Here is a 20,171-nt window from a genome sequence, read left to right as displayed (position 1 = left end):
CTGCCCCGGTCAGGCGAGCTCGCGGCAGAATTCTTGGATGCGGCCGCAGGCTTCGCGCAGGCTCGCCGTGTCGGTCGCGTAGGACACACGGAAATACGGGCTCATGCCATAGGCCGAACCCTGCACCGCCGCGACCTGCTTCTCCGCCAGCAGAGCGGTGACGAAGTCGACGTCGGTCTCGATCTTCCGCCCGCCCTTGCTGGTCTTGCCGAGGCAGCCCGCGACATTCGGGAACACGTAGAAGGCGCCTTCCGGCTTGTGGCACGAAATGCCCGGCGCCTCGTTCAGCATGTCCACCACCAGGTCGCGGCGCTCGCGATACACGGCGGCACGCTCGGCCAACAGCTCCTGCGGGCCGTCCAGCGCCGCGATCGTTGCCGCCTGACCAACGGTGGACACGCCGCTGGTGGACTGGCCCTGCACATTCGCCATGGCCTTGATCAGCCGCGCGGGGCCTCCGCAATAGCCGATGCGCCAGCCGGTCATGGCATAGGCCTTGGACGCACCGTTCATCGTCAGCACGCGGTCGCGCAGGCGCGGCTCGACCTCGGCGATGGTGGCGAATTCGAAGCCGTCGTAAATCAGGTGCTCATACATGTCGTCCGTCAGGATCCAGACATGCGGGTGCTTCAGCATGACGTCCGCGATCTCCCGCATCTCAGCGCGCGAACAGGCCGCGCCGGTCGGGTTGCTCGGGAAGTTCAGGATCAGCCACTTGGTGCGCGGCGTGATGGCGGCGTCGAGATCGGCCGCGCGCATCTTGAAGCCGTTGTTCTGCGGGCAGGCCACGCCGACCGGCACGCCGCCGGCGAACTTCGCCATGTCGGCGTAGCTGATCCAGGACGGACGCGGGATCACCACCTCGTCGCCGGGATTCACCGTCGCCATCAGCGCGTCGAAGATGATTTGCTTGCCGCCATTGGCGACGAGGATCTCCTCGGCCGCGTAGTCGAGCCCGTTGTCGCGCTTGAACTTGCGCGCGATGGCGGCCTTGAGCGCCTTGGTGCCCTCGGTCGGCGGGTACTTCGTGTCGCCCGCCTTCGCCGCGGCGTGCGCGGCCTCGACGACATGGTCCGGCGTCTGGAAGTCGGGCTCGCCCTGGGACAGGCTGATCACCGGCACACCGCGCGCACGCAGGTCGCGCGCCATGGCGGTCATCGCCGCACTGGCCGAGACTTCGACGTTGTCGAGACGATCGGCGAGATCAGGCATCGGCGGCACTTCCGGATATAGGGAGGCGCCACGGATCGTGCCGCCAGACGGCACTAGATTTCGAACAATGAAATTACGACGTCAAGCCCCCCTTTTCCCGCCGTGGTGCGCATGTTACCGGCACTGCTACAATGACAGACGCCCGCGACACCCCAGGAGTCCGCGCCGAGACGGCCGGCGGCGTCATTGCCGTGGACCGTGCCATCGATCTCCTCGATGCCTTCCGATGGGGCGATGACGGGCTGTCGCTCGCCGAGCTCGCCAACCGAACGGGCCTGCACAAGACCACCATCCTGCGCCTCGCCGTCTCGCTCCAGGCGGCCGGCATGCTGGCGCGGTCGATCGGCGGCGAGTTCCGCCTCGGCGCCAACATCCTGAAGCTGTCGGCGATCCTGCGCGCGTCACAGCGCCTGGATCGCGAAGCACAGCCCTTCCTCGAGAAACTCGCCGCGGAATGCCGCGAGAGCGCGTCACTCTTCATCCGCGACGGCGAGGCGCGCATCTGCCTCGCCCGCGCAGAGGCCGAGCAGAGCGTCCGCGACGCCCCTCGTCGCCTGCTGCCGCTGGCGCTCGACGACACCTCGGCGGGGTTGGTGCTACGCGGCCTCGAAGGAAACTGGGTCGGCGAGGCCGGCACCCCGTTCCGGCCGATCTTCACCTCGGGCGTGACCGATCCGCAAACCGCGTCGCTGAGCGCGCCCGTCTTCGATGCGGAGGGCGACATCGTCGGCTCGATGACCGTCTCGGGCCCGGCCTTCCGACTGACCGCGGAGATCGCGCGCCAACACGCACCGAAGCTCGCGGTCCAGGCGGAAGCCTTCTCCGCGAGCCTCGGCTACCGCGCCGAGATGCCACCCACGCGCAGCACGGCGCCCCGCAAGGAGCGGCGCGCGTCCCAGACCGCGAAGAACGGGACGCGCTGAGCCTTTCGCCTCAGTTGTTGTTGCCCTGGCGGACGATCTCCTCGACCACCGGGCGCATCGCATTCTCCTCGCGCGTCCAGTAGGCCGCGAACTCCGCCGGCCCCATGAAGGTGATATCGAGGCCAAGGCGGCGGAGTTGCTCGCGATGCGCCGGGCTCGTGATCGCAGTCTCCAACGCCTGCGCCAGGCGCCGGACGACCGGCTCCGGCGTGCCCGCCGGCGCGACGAAGCCGCGCGCCGAGCCCGCCGAGAGCGGCGTACCGAGCGAGGCCAGCGTCGGGACATCCGGCAGGAACTCGTTCGGCTGCGGCGACAGCACCGCCAGCACCCGCACCAGCCCGGCGCGGCTCTGCGTCACCGCCGTGCTGTTGGAGGTCATCGTCACGTCGACCTGGCCGCCGATCAGGTTCGTCAGCGCCGGCGCGGTGCCGGGGAAATGCACTTGGTTGAACTCGATGCCCAGCGCCTTCTGCAGCTGGATGGTGGAGATATGCTCCCAGCCGAGGATTCCCGGGTCGGCCATCGACACCACCCCCGGCCGCGCGCGGGCCGCGGCGACGAGGTCGGCGAAGGTGCGGATCGGGCTGTTGGCCGCGACCATGATCGTGCCCGGGTCGATCACGTGGAGCGCCAGCGGCACGAAGCTGTCGCGGTTGAACGGCGCCCGCCGCGACGGGTCCAGATACAGCGTGAAGGTCGACGGCCACAGGCCGTAGGCGACGGTGTAGCCATCCGGCCGCGCGCGGGCGAGTTCCGCCATGCCGATCTGCGAGCTCGCACCCGGCCGGTTCACGACCACGATGGGCACGCCGAGGGCGCGCTCGAGCTCCGGCGCCAGCGCGCGGGCGGTCACGTCGCTGCCGCCGCCAGGCGGGTAGGGAACGATGACGGTCACGGGGCGACCGGGCTCGGGGAAAGGCGCCTGGGCCGCTGCGGGAAGCGCGGCGGACAGGCCCAGCAGCGCCGCAGCGGCGCAGAACATACGTCTCATCATAGCCATCTCCTGAAGATTGCCGGGCGCCGCTGCGGGTCGCCTCGACCACTACCTGCGCGGGACGGCTTTCTGTCGTGCCGCCTTCGCGTGCCGTGCGGCGACGGGGCGATGCGCCCCGCCTCCCCAAGTCTCAGCCCAGCGTCTGCGGGAAGGGCGCGATGGTGCCGCCCGCCGCTTCGATCGCAGCGCGGATGGTGCGGGCCAGTTCCACGGCGCCCGCGGTGTCGCTGTGGATCAGGATGGAATCGACCTTCATCCGCAGCACCTCGCCGGTGATGGCGACGACGGTGCCATCGGTCAGCAGCCGCGCCACGCGTTCGCGCACCGCATCCGCATCCTTCACCATCGACCCCGGCAGCTTGCGCGACACCAGCAGCCCCTTCGCGTCATAGGCGCGGTCGGCGAGGAACTTGGTGAAGACGCGCAGCCCTTCCGCCTCCGCCGCCCGCGCGATCGCGGTGCCGGGGGCGGAGGAGACGAACAGCGTCTTGTCGAAGGCCCGCACCGCGCGCGCCATGGCATCCGCCATCGGCTGATCGACGGCGATCAGGTTGCCGAGCGCGCCGTGGAAGCTTGCATGCGCCATCTTCGCGCCGGCGGCGCGGCAGATGCCGTCCAGCGCGCCGAGCTGGTAGATCGCGTACTTCTCCATCTCCTTCGGATCGACCTGCATCAGCCGCCGCCCGAAACCCATGATGTCGGGGAAGCCGATATGCGCGCCGACCGCGACGCCGCGCTCCTTCGCCATGCGAACCGTGCGGTCCATGATGACCGCATCGCCGGCATGGAAGCCGCACGCAAGGTTTGCGGAGGAGACGATGTCGAGCAGCGTCTCATCCTCGGCCATGCGATAGGCGCCGAAGCCCTCGGCCATGTCGGAATTCAGGTCGATCTTCATGGCGTGCTCCTCGTCTCGGGGGTGAATTCCATCAGCGGCGTGCCGAAGCCGACCATCGTGCCCGGCGCGACCAGTTGTGCGCCGACGATGCCGTCCTCGGCCGCGGTCACGGGCTGGATCAGCGCGCGGGTGCGCAGCAGCGCGACGATGTCGCCCGCCCGCACGCGCTGCCCCGGCCGCACCAACGGCGCGTCGCTCCAGGGATGGGCGTCCAGGAAGATGCCCGTGCCGCGCGCGGCAAGGCTCGGCACGGCCGGCAGCGCTTCCGGCCGCGATGCTTCCGCTACTGGCGCGACCACGCCGCCCAGCACCAGGCGCAACCGAGCCGTCGGCGTCGTCAGTTCGAAGCTGTCGAGGCCCGCGGCTTCGAGCCAGGCGGCGATCTGCCGCACCTCATCCGCCTTCATGGCCGTCGTCCCGTAGCGCAGAGCGATCGGTACTGTCCCGACAGGCGGCGCAGGGAGGCGACCCACGCCTCCGCCTGCCGCACCGCCACGAGCGCATCCTTATAGGCCACCGGCACGAAGCGCAGGCGGCTGCCGAGCGGCGCCTGGGCCAGCCGCCAGAGATCCGGCTCGATCACCGTCGCGATCTTGGGATAGCCGCCCGCGGTGTGGGCATCGCTCATCTGGATGATCGGCTCGCCGGAGGGCGGCACCTGCACGATGCCGGGCACGATGCCGTGGGACCGCATCTCGAGCCGCTTCGCGAAGTCGAGCGGCTGGCCGAGCAGACGGAAGCCGGCGCGGTTGCTCTGGCCGGAGATCTTCCAGCCGGTTGCCCAGAAGCGCTGTTGTGATTCCTCGGTGAACAGCTCGTACTCGCCCGCAGTCAGCACGCGGACGGCGGTGGTGTTCGGCTGCAGATCGTCCGGCGCGAAGTCGGCCGGCAACGCGGCATCCGGCGGCTGGGCGCCGAAGCCAGGGGCGGCGAGCGTCCCCTCCGTCGTGCCGACCGGCAGCACGTCGCCTGCCTGCAACCAGCGTCCCTCATGCCCGCCGAAGGCGCCACGGAACTGCGTGCTGCGGGAATTGAGGATCACCGGCACGTCGATGCCGCCCGCGACGGCCAGGTAGGCGCGCGCGCCGCGGCGTGGGGCGGCGATGGTCAGCACCTGCCCGGCCTCCGCACGGCCCGCCCACCAGGGCAGCACCGGCGCGTCGTCGAGGGTGACGGTGCAGCCGGCGCCGGTCACGGCGAAATCGGTCGCCTCGCGAAACCGGAACCGGCAGGGGAAGGCCTGCATCTCGACGCCGGCGAGATCATCCGCATTGCCCAGCATCACGTTGCCGGCCAGCAGCGCGAGCCGATCCATCACGCCGGAATAGCTCACGCCATACCGCAGATACGGCGCGCGCCCGAGATCCTGCACCGACGCAAGCGGCGCGATGTCGACAACCTCGATCACAGGATCACCCGTTCGGCACGGAAGCGCACGATGTCGCCGGGCGCGAGCAGCGCCGGCGGGTCCTGGTGCGGATCGAATACGGGAAGCGTCGTGCGGCCGAGCCAGTTCCACCCGCTCGGCCCCACCGTACCGCCCATGCCGCCCTGGAACCCGCCGATGGACACGGTGCCGGCCTCGGCGCGAATGCGCGGCACCTTGCGCCGCGGCATGGCGATGCGCGGGTCCAGCCCACCGAGATAGACGTTGCCGGGATGGCTGCCGACGGCGAAGACGATCATCCGGCTTTCGGTGTGCAGCCGCACCACCTCTTCCGGCGGCAGCTTCGCATGCGCCGCGATCTCATGCAGGTCAGGGCCGTATTCGCCGCCATAGATCACCGGCACATCGACCACGCGGCCTTCGGTCTGGTCGGGCTCCGCGACATTCCAGGCGGCGACGAGCTGTTCCTCGATCCGGTCCGGGTCTTCCGGGGGCGTGTCGAAGGTCAGCATGACGTTGGTCATGCAGGGCGCGGCTTCCCGCACACCCGGCCAGGCGGAGACGACGCGCGTCAGCGTCCAGATGCGGCGCTGGTTCGTCAGGTCGAAATCGCCTGGCGCTTCGAACAGCAGGTGGGTGGTGCCCAGCATGCTGACGCGAGGCTGCGTCAGTTGGTTATCGACCAGCATCGCTGCCCTCCGCCGCACGCGCAGCGAGCCAGTGTTCCAGGTGATGAATATCGGCCCCGCCCGCGCGGAAGCCCTCTTCCTGCATGATGGCGGTGCAGAGCGGTGCGTTGGTGGCGATGCCCTCGATCCGCAACTCGGCGAGCGCGGACGTCATGCGCGCAATCGCCTGCTCCCGCGTCGCGCCATGGGCGATGACCTTCGCGATCAGCGAATCATAATGCGACGGCACGGTGTATCCGGCGCGGATATGCGTATCGACCCGCAGCCCCGGCCCGCCGGGAAGTGACAGCGCGGTGATGCGGCCGGGCGACGGCACGAAGGTGAAGGGGTCCTCCGCATTGATGCGGCATTCGATGGCGTACCCGCGCGACGCGACATCGGCCTGCGCTACGGTCAGCACCTCGCCCTGCGCAATGCGGATCTGCTCGCGCACGATGTCGATGCCGGTGACCATCTCCGTGACCGGATGCTCGACCTGCACGCGGGTGTTCATCTCGATGAAGTAGAAGGCGCCGTCCTCGTAGAGGAACTCGAAGGTGCCAGCGCCGCGATATCCGATGCGGCGGCAGGCCTCGACGCAACGCTCGCCGACGTCGCGCAGCACATCCGGCGCGATGCCCGGCGCCGGGGCTTCCTCGACCACCTTCTGGTGGCGACGCTGCATGGAGCAGTCGCGCTCGCCAAGCCAGATTGCGTTGCCATGCGTGTCGCACAGCACCTGGATCTCGACATGGCGTGGCGTCTGGAGAAATTTCTCCATGTAGAGGTCGCTGCGGCCGAAGGCGCGGCCGGCCTCGCTGCGCGTGATGGCGACCGCCTCCGCCAGCGCCTCGGCCGAGGCAACGACGCGCATGCCGCGTCCGCCGCCGCCGCCGACCGCCTTGACGATGACCGGATAGCCGATCTCCGCGGCGATGCGCGCGATGGTTTCCGCATCGTCGGGCAGCGGTTCGTCGGGGCCGGGCACGCAGGGCACGCCGGCCTCGATCATCGCGCGCTTGGCGGCGATCTTGTCGCCCATGGTCCGGATGGAGGCCGGCGTCGGGCCGATGAAGACGAGGCCCGCCTGCTCAACGGCTTCCGCGAAGGCCGCATTCTCGCTGAGGAAGCCGTAGCCCGGGTGCACCGCACCAGCACCGACGGTCTCGGCCGCCAGCAGCAGCGCGGGAATGTTGAGATAGCTGTCGCGCGACGGCGCGCCGCCGATGCAGATCGCGTCATCCGCTGCGTCGAGCCAGGGCGCGCCGCGATCACCCGCCGAATACGCCGCGGCGCTGCGCAGCCCGGCCCCACGGCAGGCGCGGATGATGCGCAGGGCGATCTCGCCGCGATTGGCGACGAGGACCGTGTCGAACCGCGTCATGCTCGCAGCCGGAACAGCGGCTGGCCCGCCTCCACCTCCTCGCCGGATTCGGCAAGGATCGCCTCGACCGTGCCGCCGTGCGGGGCGGCAATGGCGGTGAACACCTTCATCGCCTCGATCAGGCAGAGCGTCTGGCCGGCCTCCACCGTGGCACCCACCGTCACGAAGGGCGGGGCGTCCGGCGCCGGGGTGCGGTGAAAGACGCCGAAGGACGGCGAGCGGACCGCCGCCTCCTCCGGCGACGCGGGCTGCGGCGCGACCTCAGCGGCGGGGGCGACAGGCGCGGCCGGTGCAGGCGCCGTCGCCGCGCTGGCCGCGATCGGCCGCGCTGGCCCGGCGGCCGACGAGCGGCCCAGCCTGAGCGTGGAGTCGCCCTCCGTCAGTTCGAGTTCGGTGACCTGGGATCGCGAAACCAGGTCGATGAGGGCTTTGATCTTCGCCAGATCCATCAGGTGTCCTCGGGAAGCGCGGGCGCGCGGCCGGTCGCGGTGCGGGCGGGCCGCAACGCGTGTCGGCCATACCGTTACTCGAAACGCCATCCCGTTCAACGAAATTTTCACGGGCGCGCGGTGGTAGTGGAAAGGCTGCTCCATTCACTCGCTGCATACGCCGAGCCGCGGCTTGACGGAATTCCGTCAGTCGGAATGTAATTCCATCATTCGAAACACTCCGCCGTGCCCGGGCTCCGCGGCGCCGGCGCCCGCTACTGGGGGATTTGCTCGGTGAAGGTCTGCATCTACGGCGCCGGTGCCATCGGCGGGCATCTGGCAGCTCGCCTGGCGGCGGGCGGCAGCGACGTCTCGCTGGTGGCCCGCGGCCCGCAACTCGCCGCCCTGCAATCGCGTGGCCTGACCGTCGAGACGCCGGAGGGCGTCCTCCGGTCGCAGCCCGTCGCCAGCGCCGATCCGGCAGAGCTCGGCCCGCAGGATGCGGTGATCATCACGGTCAAGGCGCCCGCCCTGCCGGCCGTCGCCGCCGGCATCGCGCCGCTGCTCCGCCCGGACACGGCCGTCATCTTCGCGATGAACGGCGTGCCCTGGTGGTATTTCGACCATCACGGCGGGAAGCTCGAAGGCCATCCGCTGCCGACGCTCGATCCCGGCGGTGCGGTGCGCGCGACGGTCGGCGTCGATCGCGCTTCGGCCGGCGTCGTCTATTCCTCCTGCACCGTCACCGAGCCCGGAATTGTCCATGTCGCGGACAGCCGCCATCGCATCGTGCTCGGCCGGCCGGATGGCGGGACGCCGGAGAGCCTCGCGCGCGTCAGCGCCGCGCTCCAGGCGGGCGGCATGCATGCGCCGATTAGCGCCGAGATCCGCCGCGAGATCTGGATGAAGCTCGCGATCAACCTGTCGAGCGGTCCGCTCTGCATGCTCTCCGGCCTCGGCTGCGCCGACACCTTCCGCAGCGAGGCCGTGGTGCTCGCAGGCACCCGCATGACCGAGGAAGCGATGGCGATCGCCGAGGCGACGCTCGGCCGCCCGCTCGACATCGACATGGATGCGCGCATCGCCTCGGCGAAGGGCATGCAGCACAAGCCTTCGATCCTGCAGGACATGGAACTCGGCCGGCCGGTCGAGGTGGACGCGCTGTTCCGCGTCCCGCTCGAACTCGCGCGCCTGTTCAACGTGCCGACCCCGACGCTCGACCTGGTGGTGGACCTGGCCAGCCAGGCCGCCCGGGCGCGTGGCCTGCTCGACTGACCACCAAGACCAAGAAGAACGGCGGAATCCGCACACGGCACCAGCCGCACCAACCCGGAGGACAGATATGACCCATCAACTGCGCAACGCCGACCGTCGGCGGCTGCTTCAGGCCGCGATCGGCCTGCCCGCGCTGGCCCTCGCCCGGCCAGCCATGGCGCAAGCCTGGCCGAACCGGCCGATCCGCATCATCGTGCCGCTGGCGCCCGGCGGATCGACCGATGTCATGGCGCGCATTCTGGCCGAGCGCCTCGGCGCCGCCCTCGGCCAGCCGACCGTCGTCGAGAACCGCCCCGGCGCCAGCGGCAATATCGGCATGGAGCAGGTCGCCCGCAGCGCGCCGGACGGCTACACGCTCGGCGTCGCCAACGTCACGCAATGGGCGGTCAACGAGTACCTTTATGAGCGCATGCCCTACGACACGCAGCGCGACCTCGCCTATGTGTCGATGAACTGGGAACTGCCCAACGCCCTGACGGTGCCCACCGCGCATGTGCCGGCGACCACCGCGCGCGCGTTCATCGACTGGGCGAAGGCGCAGCCGAATGGCGTCGCCTACGGCACGGGCGGCGTCGGCTCGACCTCGCACCTGCTGTCGGAATTCCTCGGCCGGCAATACGGGCTCACGCTCACGCATGTGCCCTATCGCGGCGGATCGGAATCGCTCACCGCCCTGCTGCGCGGCGACGTGCAGTTCACGCTCGATGTGTTGACCAACACCCTGCCGTCGATCCAGCAGGGGGCGCTGCGTGCCCTCGCCGTGACGGGATCGGAGCGCTCGCCGCTGCTGCCCGAGGTGCCCACCTTCGCGGAGGCGGGGCTCACGGGGCTGTCGCTGACCTCCTGGGGCGGCTTCGTCGCGCCGGCCGGCACGCCGACGGCGATCCAGGACCGCATCGCCGCCGCCCTCGCGACCATCGTGGCCATGCCGGAGGTGCAGTCGCGCTTCGTCGCGCTGGCTGCGCGCCCGATCTCCAGCACACCGGCCCAGATGCGCGAGCGCCTGGACCGTGAGCGCCCGACCTGGGCCGAGCTGGTCCGCGCCTCCGGCGCCCGCGCCGGCTGAACGGGCAGCGCGGCGGCGCCTCAGCGCCGCCGCGCGCCACGCATCACCGCTCGATGCGAAGGCTCGGCACGATGCGGCCGAGGCGCTGATAGGTGGTGATGACGTCCGTGCGGAACTCGTCACCAAGCTTCAGCGACGGCAGCGCCATGTAGCGCTGGAGCAGCGCCTTCCACTCCGGCGAGGCATCGATCTTGCGCAGCACCCGGCTCCAGGCCTCGACCACGGCGGGGGGCAGGTTCGCCGGTCCGGCGAGACCGAACGCGCTGCGTAGCGGCAGCGGGTAGCCGAGTTCCCCGTAGCAGGGGATGGCTTCCATGCCCGGCGCCCGATCCGCGCCGATCTCGGACAGCAGCCGCACCTGCCCCGCGGCCAGCAGCGGCGCGTAGTCGGACGACACGACGAGGTCGATATGCCCGCCGAGCAGCGCGGTCACCGCCTCCGACCCGCCGTTGAAGGGCACGAAGATCGTCTCGAGCCCCAGATGCTGGAAGGCGGCGGCGTTGGCGATGTGCGGGCCGGACAGCGGCGTCGCCGCGGCCCAGCGCAGCTTGCCGGGATTCGCCTTGGCGTAGTCGATCACCTGCTGCCAGTTCTGGAACGGGCTGCCGGTCAGCACGTAGTTCGGGTGCAGGATGGTCGTGTACTGGCCGAGGTAGGTGAAGTCGGTCTCGATATTGTACTGCACGGGCTGCGACGCCGGCACGGTCCCGAACGGCGCGATGGTCGTCTGCAGCAGCGTGTAGCCATCGGGCCGGCTCCGTGCCGCGCGCGTCGTCGCGATGGTCTGCGCGCCGCCCGGCCGGTTCTCGACCACCACCGGCACGCCAAGTTCCTCCGACGCGGCGCGCGCGATGTGGCGCATGGTCGCGTCGCCCGACCCACCCGGCGCGAGCCCGAGCAGGATGGTGATCGGCCGATCGGGATAAGCGCCCTGCGCGGTCGCGAGGCGCGGTGCCGCGAGGGCGGCGGGCAGGCTGAGAAGCAGGCGTCGGAACATGGGGTCTCCTTGATGCACGGCTGGCCGCCGCAGCGGTCGGACTGGTGGGGCCGTGGGGCGCTCCCGCGCCCATGTCTTGACGTTTCGTTCAATGAAATTCTATTCTGTATGATGAAACTTCCGAGTCCTGTCGCGTCGTGTCAAGCCGTAACCTTCCGCTCCGTCGCACGCCCCGGCCGTGGTCGGCCAAGCATCGCGAGCAGGGGGAGTTGACGCGCGCGCCCGGCCGGATGAGCAGTTCTCCGCCGCGGCATCGCCGTGACGGCTGACAATCCTTGCGACCACTCCTTGGGAAGGAACTCCGCATGACCCCGCCCGACAGAATGCGTGCCCTGCTGGCCAAGCCGGATTTCGTCACGATGCCGGCCATCTGGGACGGCCTGACCGCGAAGCTGACGCATGACGCCGGCTTCCAGACGGCCTTCCTCTCCGGTTCCTGCGTCGCGGCCAGCCGCCTCGGCGGCCCGGACCTCGACCTCATCTCCTTCGCCGAGATGCTGAACAGCCTGGAGATGGCCCGTGGCGCCGCGCCGGACCTGCTGATCCTGGCCGATGGCGACCACGGCTACGGCAATGCGATGAACGTGCAGCGCACCGTGCGCGCCTATGGCCGCGCCGGCGCCGCCGCCGTGCTGATCGAGGACAAGATCACGCCGCGCGCGCTGACCTCCTCCGGCAAGCCCGGCCTGCCGCGCGAGGAGATGCGGATGAAGATCCGCGCCGCCGTGGAAGCGGCGAAGGACAGCGGCATTCTGGTGATGGCCCGCACCGATTGCCGCCCGTCCGCCGGCATCGAGGAAGCCCTGGCGCGCATCGAGATGTATGTCGAGGAAGGCGCCGACATCCTGTTCCTCGACAGCCCGAAGGATGAGGACGAGGTGAAGCGCGCCGTCGCCGCCTCCAAGGGCAAGCCGCATTTCGCCGTGCTCTCCCCGGGTGCGGACCGCGAGACGCCGACCCAGGCGCGCGCCGCCGAGCTCGGCCTGAAGATCGGCACCTTCCCGACCGGCACGCTGTCGCCGGCCATGGCGGGGATGAAGGCCGGGCTCGCCGCGCTGAAGGCCGGGAAGTCGCTGGCCGAGGGCGCGCTGCCGCCGGCGGAGTTCCGCAAGACCCTCGGCTATGCCGAGTACGAAGCGGCGGCGAAGCCCTTCGTCCTGCCGGCCTGACCGGCCATAGTGGGCGGCGGGCCTCCAGGCCGGCCGCCCGCGCACCCCGCGGAGAGCCACCGATGAAGATCGTTGTCGAGAGCCTACTCGGCGGGGCAGGCCGGGCGTCGGGTGGCGTTGCCGTCATTGACGTGTTCCGCGCCTTCACCATGGCAGCCGTGGTGCTGGCGAAGGGCGCGACGCGCATCATCATGGTCGGCAGTGTCCACGAAGCCCTGTCGTTGCGCGACCGCGGCATCGTCCAGGCCTGCATGGGCGAGGTCGGGGGCGTCGCCCCACCCGGCTTCGATTTCGGCAACTCGCCTTTCGAGGTGGCCACCCGCGACTTCAGCGGCATGGCTGTCGCGCAGCGGACGAGCGCCGGTACGCAAGGGATCGTCACGGCGCGCGGGGCGGAGGCGCTCTACGCTGCGTCGCTGGTCACCGCGACCGCCACGGCACGTGCGCTGCGCGGCTGCGGCGCCGCGCAGATCACGCTGGTCGCCATGGGCCACGAGGGCGTCGAGCGTACGGACGAGGACGAACTCTGCGCCCTCCATCTGCGCAACCTGCTCGAAGGCCGCAACGGCGATCCGGACGCCGTGCGCCGCGCTATCCTGGCGGGCGGGGAAGCGGCGCGTTTCCTTGATCCCACGAGCGGGCACGGGCATCCGCGCGACCTCGACATCGCGCTCGACGTCGACCGCTACGACTTCGCGGTGCGCGTCAGCCTCGAGGACGGCCGGCCCGTCGCCCGGATGGAACGGCCTGCCTGATCAAGGTTCGAAGTCGATGCGCACCTCAGCGACATCACCGAACAGCGCGCGCACGACCTGGCCCAGCCTGACCGGAAACATGCCGGTGGTCGATCCGGTGCTGATCATCTCCCCTGCGCGCAGCCCGTCGCCCCAGCGACGGCGTTCATTCGCAAGCCACAGTAGCGGCGCGAGCGGATCGCCCATCACATCCGCGCCGCTGCCATGGCGCCGCGGCGCGCCATCCACCTCCAGCACCACCGGCATGGCGGCGATGCGGCCGCGCCAATCGCTGATCTCGCCGCCAAATACGTAGCGGCCGGAGGCACTGCCATCGGCGAGGACCGCCGGCAGCGGCGGCAACTGGCCCATTGGGAAGCGACATTCCGCAATCTCGATCCCTGCATGGACGCTGGCCACGGCATTGACGATCTCCGTCATCGTCCACGCGGTGTCGCGGGGCGGCAAATCGCGCGCGAGGGTGACGAAGAACTCGCATTCCACCAGCGGGTCCAGCAGCGCGGCATGCGCGAAACGCGCCGGTGACCGTGTGCCGAAACGACGATAGGTGCGCCCATAGATCGGCTCGGTCACGCGCAGCTTTTCACGCATCGCGGGCGTGGTGCCGGCGATCTTCCAGCCGAGCGTCTCCCAGCCGAGGCGCTGTGCCACGAGGCCATTGATCGTGTAGCCCTCCTCGACGGTTGCCGGCACGAGGTCCGGCGCGAGCCGGCCGAGCTGTCGGGCATCCCGCCGCCCTGCGGCCAACATGTCGGCGAGGGCCTCGCCCCTGTTGTCGCTCATGCCGAACCCCTACGCCGGCAGGCCCAGCAGTGGCAGGCCCAATGCCTGCGCCACCGCCGGATGCGTGACCCCGCCGCCCTGGACATTCACACCGGCGGCGAGATGCGGGTTCTCCGCCGCCGCACGCTGCCAGCCCTTCTCGGCGATCTGCAGCGCGAAGGGCAGCGTCGCGTTGTTCAGCGCGACCGCGCTGGTGCGCGCGACCGCGCCCGGCATGTTCGTCACGCAGTAATGCACGACGCCGTCCACGACATAGGTCGGGTCGGCATGGGTTGTGGGGCGGGACGTCTCGAAGCAGCCGCCCTGGTCGATGGCGACATCGACCATCACACTGCCGGGCCGCATCCGCGCCACCGTGTCCCGGCTGACGAGCCTTGGCGCCGCCGCGCCGGGCACCAGCACCGCACCGATGACGAGATCCGCATCCAGGACGGCGCGCTCCACCGCATCCCGCGTCGCGAAGACCGTATCGACCAGCCCGTTGAACTCGACGTCCAGCGCCTGCAGCACGCGCGGATTGCGGTCGAGCACGGTGACGTTGGCACGCATGCCATTTGCGATCCGCGCGGCGTTCGACCCGACCACGCCGCCGCCGATCACCACCACGCGCCCCGGCGGTACACCCGGCACGCCGGACAGCAGGATGCCGGCTCCGCCTGCCTCCTTCTCAAGGCAACGCGCCCCGACCTGAACGGCCATGCGGCCGGCCACCTCGCTCATCGGCGCGAGCAGCGGCAGGCCGCCCTGCGCATCCGTCACCGTCTCATAGGCAATGGCGGTCGCGCCGGATTCCATCAGCCCCTTGGTCTGCGCCGGGTCGGGGGCGAGGTGCAGATAGGTGAACAGGACCTGGTCCGGCCGTAGCCGCGCCCATTCGGCGGGCTGCGGCTCCTTCACCTTCACGATAAGTTCGGCCTCGGCGAAGACGGCCGCGGCGTCCGGCGCGATGCGGGCGCCGGCGGCGCGGTAGGCATCGTCGGGGAAGCCGATCGCCGCGCCGGCCTGGGTCTCGACCAGAACCTCATGGCCATGCAACGCCAGTTCGCGCACCGATCCAGGCACCAGGCCCACGCGGTACTCGTGGATCTTCACTTCCTTCGGAACACCGACGCGCATGGTTATCCTCCCGGCGGATCAGTCCACCGGCAGGAAGATGAACACGACCGCGGCCACAAGGCACGCCCCGGCTGCGAGGAAGTTCCAGCGCAGCGTCTCCCCCAGGAACGCGACGCTGAACACCGCGAAGACCGCGAGCGTGATCACCTCCTGCATCACCTTGAGCTGCTGGCCGGTGAAGGTGCCGTAGCCGATGCGGTTGGCCGGCACGGCCAGGCAGTATTCGAAGAAGGCGATGCCCCAGGACACCACCACGGCCAGCCACAGCGGCCAGGATGGCGCCTTCAGGTGCCCGTACCAGGCGAAGGTCATCAGGATGTTGGAGAACAGCAGCAGGACGGGCGTCGCAATCCAGGCGGTCACGCGGAAGGTCCTTCCTCGGGCGGCGGCAGGCGCGTCAGCAGGAACAGCATGATGCCGAGCGCCGGCAGCGCGGCCGCCGTCGTCAGCAGGAAAAAGGGCGTCCAGCCCAGAGCCTCGGCCAGGAAGCCGGCACCGGCGCCGAGCGTCCGCAGCGGCACCGCCGCCAGGGAGGACAGCAGCGCGTATTGCGTCGCGGTGAAGGACCGCGAGGTCAGCGCCGACAGCCAGGTCAGGAACGCAGCATCGGCGAGCCCGTCGGTGAAGCTCTCGACGCCGACCTGCGCCCACAGCATCGGCATCGAATGGCCGGTCTGGTCCAGGGCGACATACATCAGGTTCGACAGCATCTGCCACAACCCGGTCCAGATCAGCGCCTTGCGCACGCCGATCCGCCCGACCAGCCAGCTCCCTGCCAGCGCGCCGGCCAATGTCGCGATCATGCCGAAGACCGTCGCGACCGTCGCCACATCCTCCCGCGTGAAGCCGAGCGAACGGTAGAACGGCGTGACCATCACGCCGGCCAGCGCCTCGCCGAGCTTGAACAGGGCGATGAACAGCAGGATCCACAGCCAGTAGGGCCGGCGCGTGATGTCGGCGAAGGGCTGCACGACCGAACGGTCCAGGTGCCAGCCGGGCTGCGCCACCAGCGGCCGCCGCACATGGGGCGGCAACATCGCCACGGCGACCGGTGCCATCCACGGCATGATGGCAAGGATCTGCACCATCCACGGCCGGTCGCGGAGATAGGTCCGCGCGGGGCGGGAATCGAAGGCCGGCCCGTCATAGGCCTCGCCGGCCGGGCGTGGCGCGTCTGGTGCCAGCGCGGTGGCGACGAGGCCGACCCCCAGCAGCGCCGCGCCATACAGGAACGCACCGCTCCAGCCGATGTGCTGCACCAGCAGCAGGGTTCCCGCGCCGCTCGCCAGCAGCGCCAACCGGTATCCCCAGACATAGGCGGCGAGGCCCCAGGCCTGGCGTTCGTCATCCTCGCCGAGAACCTCGATGCGATAGGCGTCGATGACGATGTCCTGGCTCGCCGAGAGGAAGGCGACGATGACGGCGAGGATGACCGTCCCCGTCGCCCCCGCCGCCGGGTCCGTCATGGCGATGCCGGCGATGGCCGCGATCAGCGCGCATTGCAGGCAGAGGAGCCAGCCGCGACGGCGCCCCAGCGCCCCGAAGGCCGGCGGGCGCAGCGCGTCGAGCGCGGGGGACCAGAGGAACTTGTTGGCATAGGCAAGGCCGATCAGCGCCGTCATACCGATTGCGCCGAGGCTGAGCCCGCTTTCGGTGAACCATTGCCGCAGCACTTGGCCTGCCACCAGCGGCAGGGGCACGCCAGCCGCGAAACCGAGAGCCAGCATCACCGGCAGGCGCCGGTCCCGCCAGCGCGAGAAGACCGAATCGGGCATGGCGGCAGGCTGGCAGAACCCACATCACAGGACCAGCGCGTCAGGCTTGCCCCGGCGCGGCGGCCCTGCGCAGTATCCCGCGGACAATGATCCGCAGCAGGGGGCGGCATGAACGAACTGATCGCGCGCGTGAGGGGAATGATCCTGGCGCCGGCGCAGGAATGGCGCACCATCCAGCGGGAACCGGTCGAGTTCGTGCCGCTGTTCACCCGCTACGTGATGATTCTGGCCGCGCTCCCCGCCATTGCCGGCATGCTGCTGCTGATGTTCTTCGGGCTGTTCTTCACGGCCATTGCCTCAGCCATCGTCGGCTACATCCTGTCGCTGGTGGGCGTGATCGTGACGGCGAAGATCGTCGAGATCCTTGCACCGAAATTCGGTGGCCCGGCGGATGCTGACGCGGCCCTGAAACTCGCGGCCTTCGCCCCCACCGCGGCATGGGTCGCCGGAGCGGCGATCATCATCCCGATCCTCGGTGGCCTCGTGGCGTTGGTCGGCGCGATCTACGCGCTCTACACCCTGTATCTTGGCGTGCCGATCGTGATGCGCGTGCCGCAGGAAAAGGCACTGACCTTCACCCTGGCGGTTATTGCGGTGGCAATCGTGGTGAACCTCGCGGTGCGACTGCTGACGGGGATCTTCATCTAGCAGCTGCGGAGGCGGCGGTTCTCGGCGCCGAGGCCGCCCGCCCTTCAGTCTCTCTCCAACTATGCGATGGACCTAGAGGGGCGCCGCCCCTCTCGGACTCTCCCCACCGAAGGCCGAAGGGCCATTGGAAACCTCGATCTCGCGCCGGGCGGACAGGTGGGCGCGGGGTGCTCAGGGGCGCATCACCAGAAGCCATCGTCGGCGCAGCGCACGCCGTTAACGCCGCATTCAGGCAGACCGGCTTACCCGTCACCGGGCGAGGGTCTGCACAGGCCTTTGCGGGGATCAGGCTGGGAGAGCGGCGAGGCCTCTTTCCGGTCACGGCCGCGGACGAAGTCTCGCTGCCCCGGAAAAGACCCGCGCTTAGCCGCGCTCCTGCGGTGCCCGGAGTGGCAGCGGCGCAACCGGCCGGTTCTGCCGCAGCAGGGATGCGCCTTCGGCCACCACCTCGCTGGCCGCCGCCGTCAGCGCCTTGCGGTCCGGGAAGTCGGCCGGGTCGGCGGGGTCGTGCAACAGCACGGTCGCCCGCGCACCCGACCGCCGGGCGATGCGCCAGAAATGCGTCGCCAGATCCATGTCTCCATACCAGGCGAAGAACGGCCGGTCGCGCCGGCAGGCCGGCAGCCCGCCCAGCCGGTCGTACACCAGCGAGACCGGCTGCACCTGCTTCGCGCCCTGCGCCACCGTCAGGAAGGAGGACCGGAACGGCAGCACCCGCGTCCCGTCGTTGGACGTCCCTTCCGGGAACAGGATGACGCTGTCCCCGGCGGCGAGGCGCTGCTGTATTTCCTCAGCTTCCTTGCCGGTGCCGCTGCGCTTGCGGCTGACGAAGATGGTTCGGCCCAGCCGCGCGACAGTGCCGGCGACCGGCCATTGCCCGACCTCGGCCTTCGAAACGAAGGCCGCGCGCAGCACGGCGCCCAGCACCAGGATGTCGAGCCAGGAGGAATGGTTCGACACGTACAGGACGGAGGGCGACGCAGAAGGCCGCCCGATCACCTGCACCTTCAGCCCGATCAGCCAGCAGAGCACCCGGTGGTAGGTGCACGCGAAGGACATGGCGCCACGCGAGGAAAGGCGGATAAGCACCACCTGGATCGGCACGGCGATCAGTGTCCACAGGAAGGCAGTCACGATCCGCCGCACCGCGCGGAAGCGGCCGCCCAATGGTCGCGGCTCCATCACGTCGGCCCAGGCGGCACCCGGGATCCACGGCTGGAAGTTCAATGGCGACCGCCGCAGCAGCCGGCGGGGCTTGAGGGCGTCCTGGGGTGCGCGGGCGACAGCGTCCATAAGCGCCCCAGGTAGCGTGCCCATCATGGCGGGGCAATGAAGCCTTCGCGGCAACCGGATGAATCCGTCACGGGATCGATCAGGCCGCGGCCATGGCCCTCAGCGCCGCCGCCGTCTCGCCGTCAGCGGGAAAGAAGGTTTCCAGCGTGATCTCGGCAAGCGTCACATCCGTCGCCGTGCCGAACACCGTCGTGGTGCTGATGAAGGCGAGTTCCCCGCCCGGTACGCGCAGCCGCAACGGCGTGGCGATCATCGCGCGTTCCCGGTCAGCGGCATCCGGCGCGGCGCCGGCGCCGGCGGGATAGCGCGCGATCTCGGCCAGCAGCGCCTCGAGCCCCGCATCGGCCGAGGCGTCGGCATCCCGCTTCAGCCGGTCCATCACATGCGTCTTCCAAGCGCGCAGATTGGCGATGCGCGGCGCCAGCCCCCCGGGATGCAGGCTCGCCCGAAGCACGTTCACCGGCGGTCCGAGCAGCGACGCATCGACGCCTTCCATCAGCCGCATCGCCATCCGGTTCGCCGCCAGCAGGTTCCAGTGCCGGTCCACCGCGAGAGCCGGCCAGGGCCCATGCCCGTCCAGGATCATGCGCACCGCCTCCATCGCCGGGGCGAGGGACGGGTCCGCGATGCCGCGCTCGGCATACTCAGGTGCATGCCCCGCCGCGACCAGCAGCGCGTTGCGTGCCCGCAGCGGCACGGCGAGCCGCTCGGCCAGTCGCAGCACCATCTCCCGGCTAGGCCGCGAACGGCCTGATTCCACGAAGGAGAGATGCCGCTGGGAGATCTCCGCCTCCAGCGCCAGGTCGAGCTGGCTGATCCGCCGGCGCTGGCGCCAGTCCTTCAGCAGGGGTCCGATCGTCGTCATGCCCGCAGCCTACCAGTGCAAGGGGCCATTCCGATGACCTCCCAGGTAATCGCATCACCGCGCCCGATCGGCGATCAGCACGGCATCGGACATGAAGGAGACGGACCGATGCCGATGCTTCCCCAGACCCCCTTCCTAAGACTGGCCTTGGCCGCCGATGCGGTGGCGAGCGGCGCCATGGGCCTCGCCTTCGCCGCGGCGCCGGCAGCGATCAGTGCGCTCACCGCCCTGCCGCATGGGCTGCTACGCGGCGCGGGGGCATTCCTGATCGCCTATGCGGCGCTGCTCGGCTGGCTCGCCGTTCGCGACGCCGTGCCGCGAGCGATGCTGTGGCTGCTGGTGGCCGGCAACCTGATGTGGGCGGTGGAATGCGCCGCGCTTCCACTGCTGGGCTTGGTGGTGCCGAACGGGTGGGGAATCGCCTTGTTGGCGGTGCAGGCCGTGGTCGTCGCCGTGTTCGCGGAGCTCTACATCATCGCCTTGCGGCGAATGCCGCGGGCGGCTTGAACGGCCACTGTCGGGAACGGGGGGCTTT

Annotated in this window: 22 protein-coding genes; 7 read left to right on the top strand and 15 right to left on the bottom strand. The window is 70.1% G+C overall.

The window, feature by feature from the left end; translation table 11 throughout:
* Window positions 1-9 precede the first annotated feature (9 nt).
* Window positions 10-1,212: a pyridoxal phosphate-dependent aminotransferase gene (locus GXW78_RS01560; protein ID WP_211865456.1), complete on the bottom strand. Its 1,203-nt coding sequence runs from the start codon at window positions 1,210-1,212 to the stop codon at window positions 10-12.
* 131 nt (window positions 1,213-1,343) lie between these two features.
* Here GXW78_RS01560 and GXW78_RS01555 point away from each other — a divergent pair, with 131 nt between their 5' ends.
* Window positions 1,344-2,135 carry an IclR family transcriptional regulator gene (locus GXW78_RS01555; protein ID WP_211865455.1) on the top strand — a complete coding sequence of 264 codons (792 nt, stop codon included), beginning with the start codon at window positions 1,344-1,346 and terminating at the stop codon, window positions 2,133-2,135.
* A gap of 10 nt (window positions 2,136-2,145) precedes the next feature.
* Here GXW78_RS01555 and GXW78_RS01550 read toward each other — a convergent pair whose 3' ends face one another.
* From GXW78_RS01550 to accB, 7 genes are all read right to left on the bottom strand, one after another.
* Window positions 2,146-3,129, bottom strand: coding sequence for a tripartite tricarboxylate transporter substrate binding protein (locus tag GXW78_RS01550; RefSeq protein WP_211865454.1), 984 nt, complete (start codon window positions 3,127-3,129; stop codon window positions 2,146-2,148).
* A 130-nt stretch (window positions 3,130-3,259) separates the two neighbouring features.
* On the bottom strand, window positions 3,260-4,027 hold the full coding sequence (locus GXW78_RS01545; RefSeq protein WP_211865453.1) for a LamB/YcsF family protein: 768 nt from the start codon (window positions 4,025-4,027) through the stop codon (window positions 3,260-3,262).
* Complete coding sequence (locus tag GXW78_RS01540) at window positions 4,024-4,434, bottom strand: acetyl-CoA carboxylase biotin carboxyl carrier protein (protein WP_211865452.1); 411 nt, start codon at window positions 4,432-4,434, stop codon at window positions 4,024-4,026. The genes GXW78_RS01545 and GXW78_RS01540 overlap by 4 nt, the downstream gene beginning before the upstream one ends.
* Entirely contained in the window at window positions 4,431-5,435 is a 1,005-nt protein-coding gene (locus GXW78_RS01535) for a 5-oxoprolinase subunit C family protein (RefSeq protein WP_211865451.1), read from the bottom strand. The genes GXW78_RS01540 and GXW78_RS01535 overlap by 4 nt, the downstream gene beginning before the upstream one ends.
* The gene (pxpB, locus tag GXW78_RS01530; protein ID WP_211865449.1) at window positions 5,432-6,103 is read right to left on the bottom strand and encodes a 5-oxoprolinase subunit PxpB; all 672 of its coding nucleotides are present in this window, start codon (window positions 6,101-6,103) and stop codon (window positions 5,432-5,434) included. Before pxpB ends, GXW78_RS01535 begins: the two co-directional genes overlap by 4 nt.
* Complete coding sequence (gene accC, locus GXW78_RS01525; RefSeq protein ID WP_211865447.1) at window positions 6,090-7,466, bottom strand: acetyl-CoA carboxylase biotin carboxylase subunit; 1,377 nt, start codon at window positions 7,464-7,466, stop codon at window positions 6,090-6,092. Before accC ends, pxpB begins: the two co-directional genes overlap by 14 nt.
* The gene (accB, locus tag GXW78_RS01520; protein ID WP_246521767.1) at window positions 7,463-8,059 is read right to left on the bottom strand and encodes an acetyl-CoA carboxylase biotin carboxyl carrier protein; all 597 of its coding nucleotides are present in this window, start codon (window positions 8,057-8,059) and stop codon (window positions 7,463-7,465) included. Before accB ends, accC begins: the two co-directional genes overlap by 4 nt.
* Window positions 8,060-8,140: 81 nt before the next feature.
* Here accB and GXW78_RS01515 point away from each other — a divergent pair, with 81 nt between their 5' ends.
* Complete coding sequence (locus tag GXW78_RS01515) at window positions 8,141-9,169, top strand: ketopantoate reductase family protein (protein ID WP_338147660.1); 1,029 nt, start codon at window positions 8,141-8,143, stop codon at window positions 9,167-9,169.
* A 67-nt stretch (window positions 9,170-9,236) separates the two neighbouring features.
* Entirely contained in the window at window positions 9,237-10,235 is a 999-nt protein-coding gene (locus tag GXW78_RS01510) for a Bug family tripartite tricarboxylate transporter substrate binding protein (RefSeq protein WP_211865445.1), read from the top strand.
* A 43-nt stretch (window positions 10,236-10,278) separates the two neighbouring features.
* Here the strand turns inward: GXW78_RS01510 and GXW78_RS01505 are convergent, their stop codons facing one another.
* Entirely contained in the window at window positions 10,279-11,232 is a 954-nt protein-coding gene (locus tag GXW78_RS01505; RefSeq protein ID WP_211865443.1) for a tripartite tricarboxylate transporter substrate binding protein, read from the bottom strand.
* Window positions 11,233-11,537: 305 nt separating this feature from the next.
* Here GXW78_RS01505 and GXW78_RS01500 point away from each other — a divergent pair, with 305 nt between their 5' ends.
* Both GXW78_RS01500 and GXW78_RS01495 read left to right on the top strand, forming a co-directional pair.
* Window positions 11,538-12,401, top strand: coding sequence for an isocitrate lyase/PEP mutase family protein (locus GXW78_RS01500; RefSeq protein WP_211865441.1), 864 nt, complete (start codon window positions 11,538-11,540; stop codon window positions 12,399-12,401).
* Window positions 12,402-12,463: 62 nt separating this feature from the next.
* A complete protein-coding gene (locus GXW78_RS01495; protein WP_211865439.1) occupies window positions 12,464-13,156 on the top strand; it encodes a 2-phosphosulfolactate phosphatase in 693 nt (230 codons plus the stop codon).
* Here GXW78_RS01495 and GXW78_RS01490 read toward each other — a convergent pair whose 3' ends face one another.
* The 4 genes from GXW78_RS01490 to GXW78_RS01475 are packed head-to-tail and all read right to left on the bottom strand — an operon-like array spanning window position 13,157 to window position 16,830.
* Entirely contained in the window at window positions 13,157-13,939 is a 783-nt protein-coding gene (locus GXW78_RS01490; RefSeq protein WP_211865437.1) for a 2-keto-4-pentenoate hydratase, read from the bottom strand.
* Window positions 13,940-13,948: 9 nt separating this feature from the next.
* Window positions 13,949-15,055, bottom strand: coding sequence for an alanine dehydrogenase (ald, locus tag GXW78_RS01485; protein ID WP_211865435.1), 1,107 nt, complete (start codon window positions 15,053-15,055; stop codon window positions 13,949-13,951).
* 18 nt (window positions 15,056-15,073) lie between these two features.
* Window positions 15,074-15,418: a DMT family protein gene (locus GXW78_RS01480; protein ID WP_338147659.1), complete on the bottom strand. Its 345-nt coding sequence runs from the start codon at window positions 15,416-15,418 to the stop codon at window positions 15,074-15,076.
* Complete coding sequence (locus GXW78_RS01475; protein ID WP_211865433.1) at window positions 15,415-16,830, bottom strand: AmpG family muropeptide MFS transporter; 1,416 nt, start codon at window positions 16,828-16,830, stop codon at window positions 15,415-15,417. The genes GXW78_RS01480 and GXW78_RS01475 overlap by 4 nt, the downstream gene beginning before the upstream one ends.
* A 108-nt stretch (window positions 16,831-16,938) precedes the next feature.
* Here GXW78_RS01475 and GXW78_RS01470 point away from each other — a divergent pair, with 108 nt between their 5' ends.
* Window positions 16,939-17,478 carry a Yip1 family protein gene (locus GXW78_RS01470; RefSeq protein ID WP_211865431.1) on the top strand — a complete coding sequence of 180 codons (540 nt, stop codon included), beginning with the start codon at window positions 16,939-16,941 and terminating at the stop codon, window positions 17,476-17,478.
* 363 nt (window positions 17,479-17,841) lie between these two features.
* Here the strand turns inward: GXW78_RS01470 and GXW78_RS01465 are convergent, their stop codons facing one another.
* Both GXW78_RS01465 and GXW78_RS01460 read right to left on the bottom strand, forming a co-directional pair.
* The gene (locus GXW78_RS01465; protein ID WP_246521766.1) at window positions 17,842-18,798 is read right to left on the bottom strand and encodes a lysophospholipid acyltransferase family protein; all 957 of its coding nucleotides are present in this window, start codon (window positions 18,796-18,798) and stop codon (window positions 17,842-17,844) included.
* A 52-nt stretch (window positions 18,799-18,850) separates the two neighbouring features.
* Entirely contained in the window at window positions 18,851-19,636 is a 786-nt protein-coding gene (locus GXW78_RS01460; protein WP_211865430.1) for a helix-turn-helix domain-containing protein, read from the bottom strand.
* Between the two features lie 108 nt (window positions 19,637-19,744).
* On the opposite strand from GXW78_RS01460, the gene GXW78_RS01455 reads away from it, so the two are divergent.
* A complete protein-coding gene (locus tag GXW78_RS01455) occupies window positions 19,745-20,143 on the top strand; it encodes a hypothetical protein (protein WP_211865429.1) in 399 nt (132 codons plus the stop codon).
* Window positions 20,144-20,171 lie beyond the last annotated feature (28 nt).

Origin of the sequence: Neoroseomonas terrae (assembly GCF_018129025.1) — a bacterium.
Lineage (GTDB): Bacteria > Pseudomonadota > Alphaproteobacteria > Acetobacterales > Acetobacteraceae > Neoroseomonas > Neoroseomonas terrae.
The sequence above is the reverse complement of the archived record's forward strand: the minus strand, read 5'-3'. Positions and strand labels throughout refer to the sequence as shown.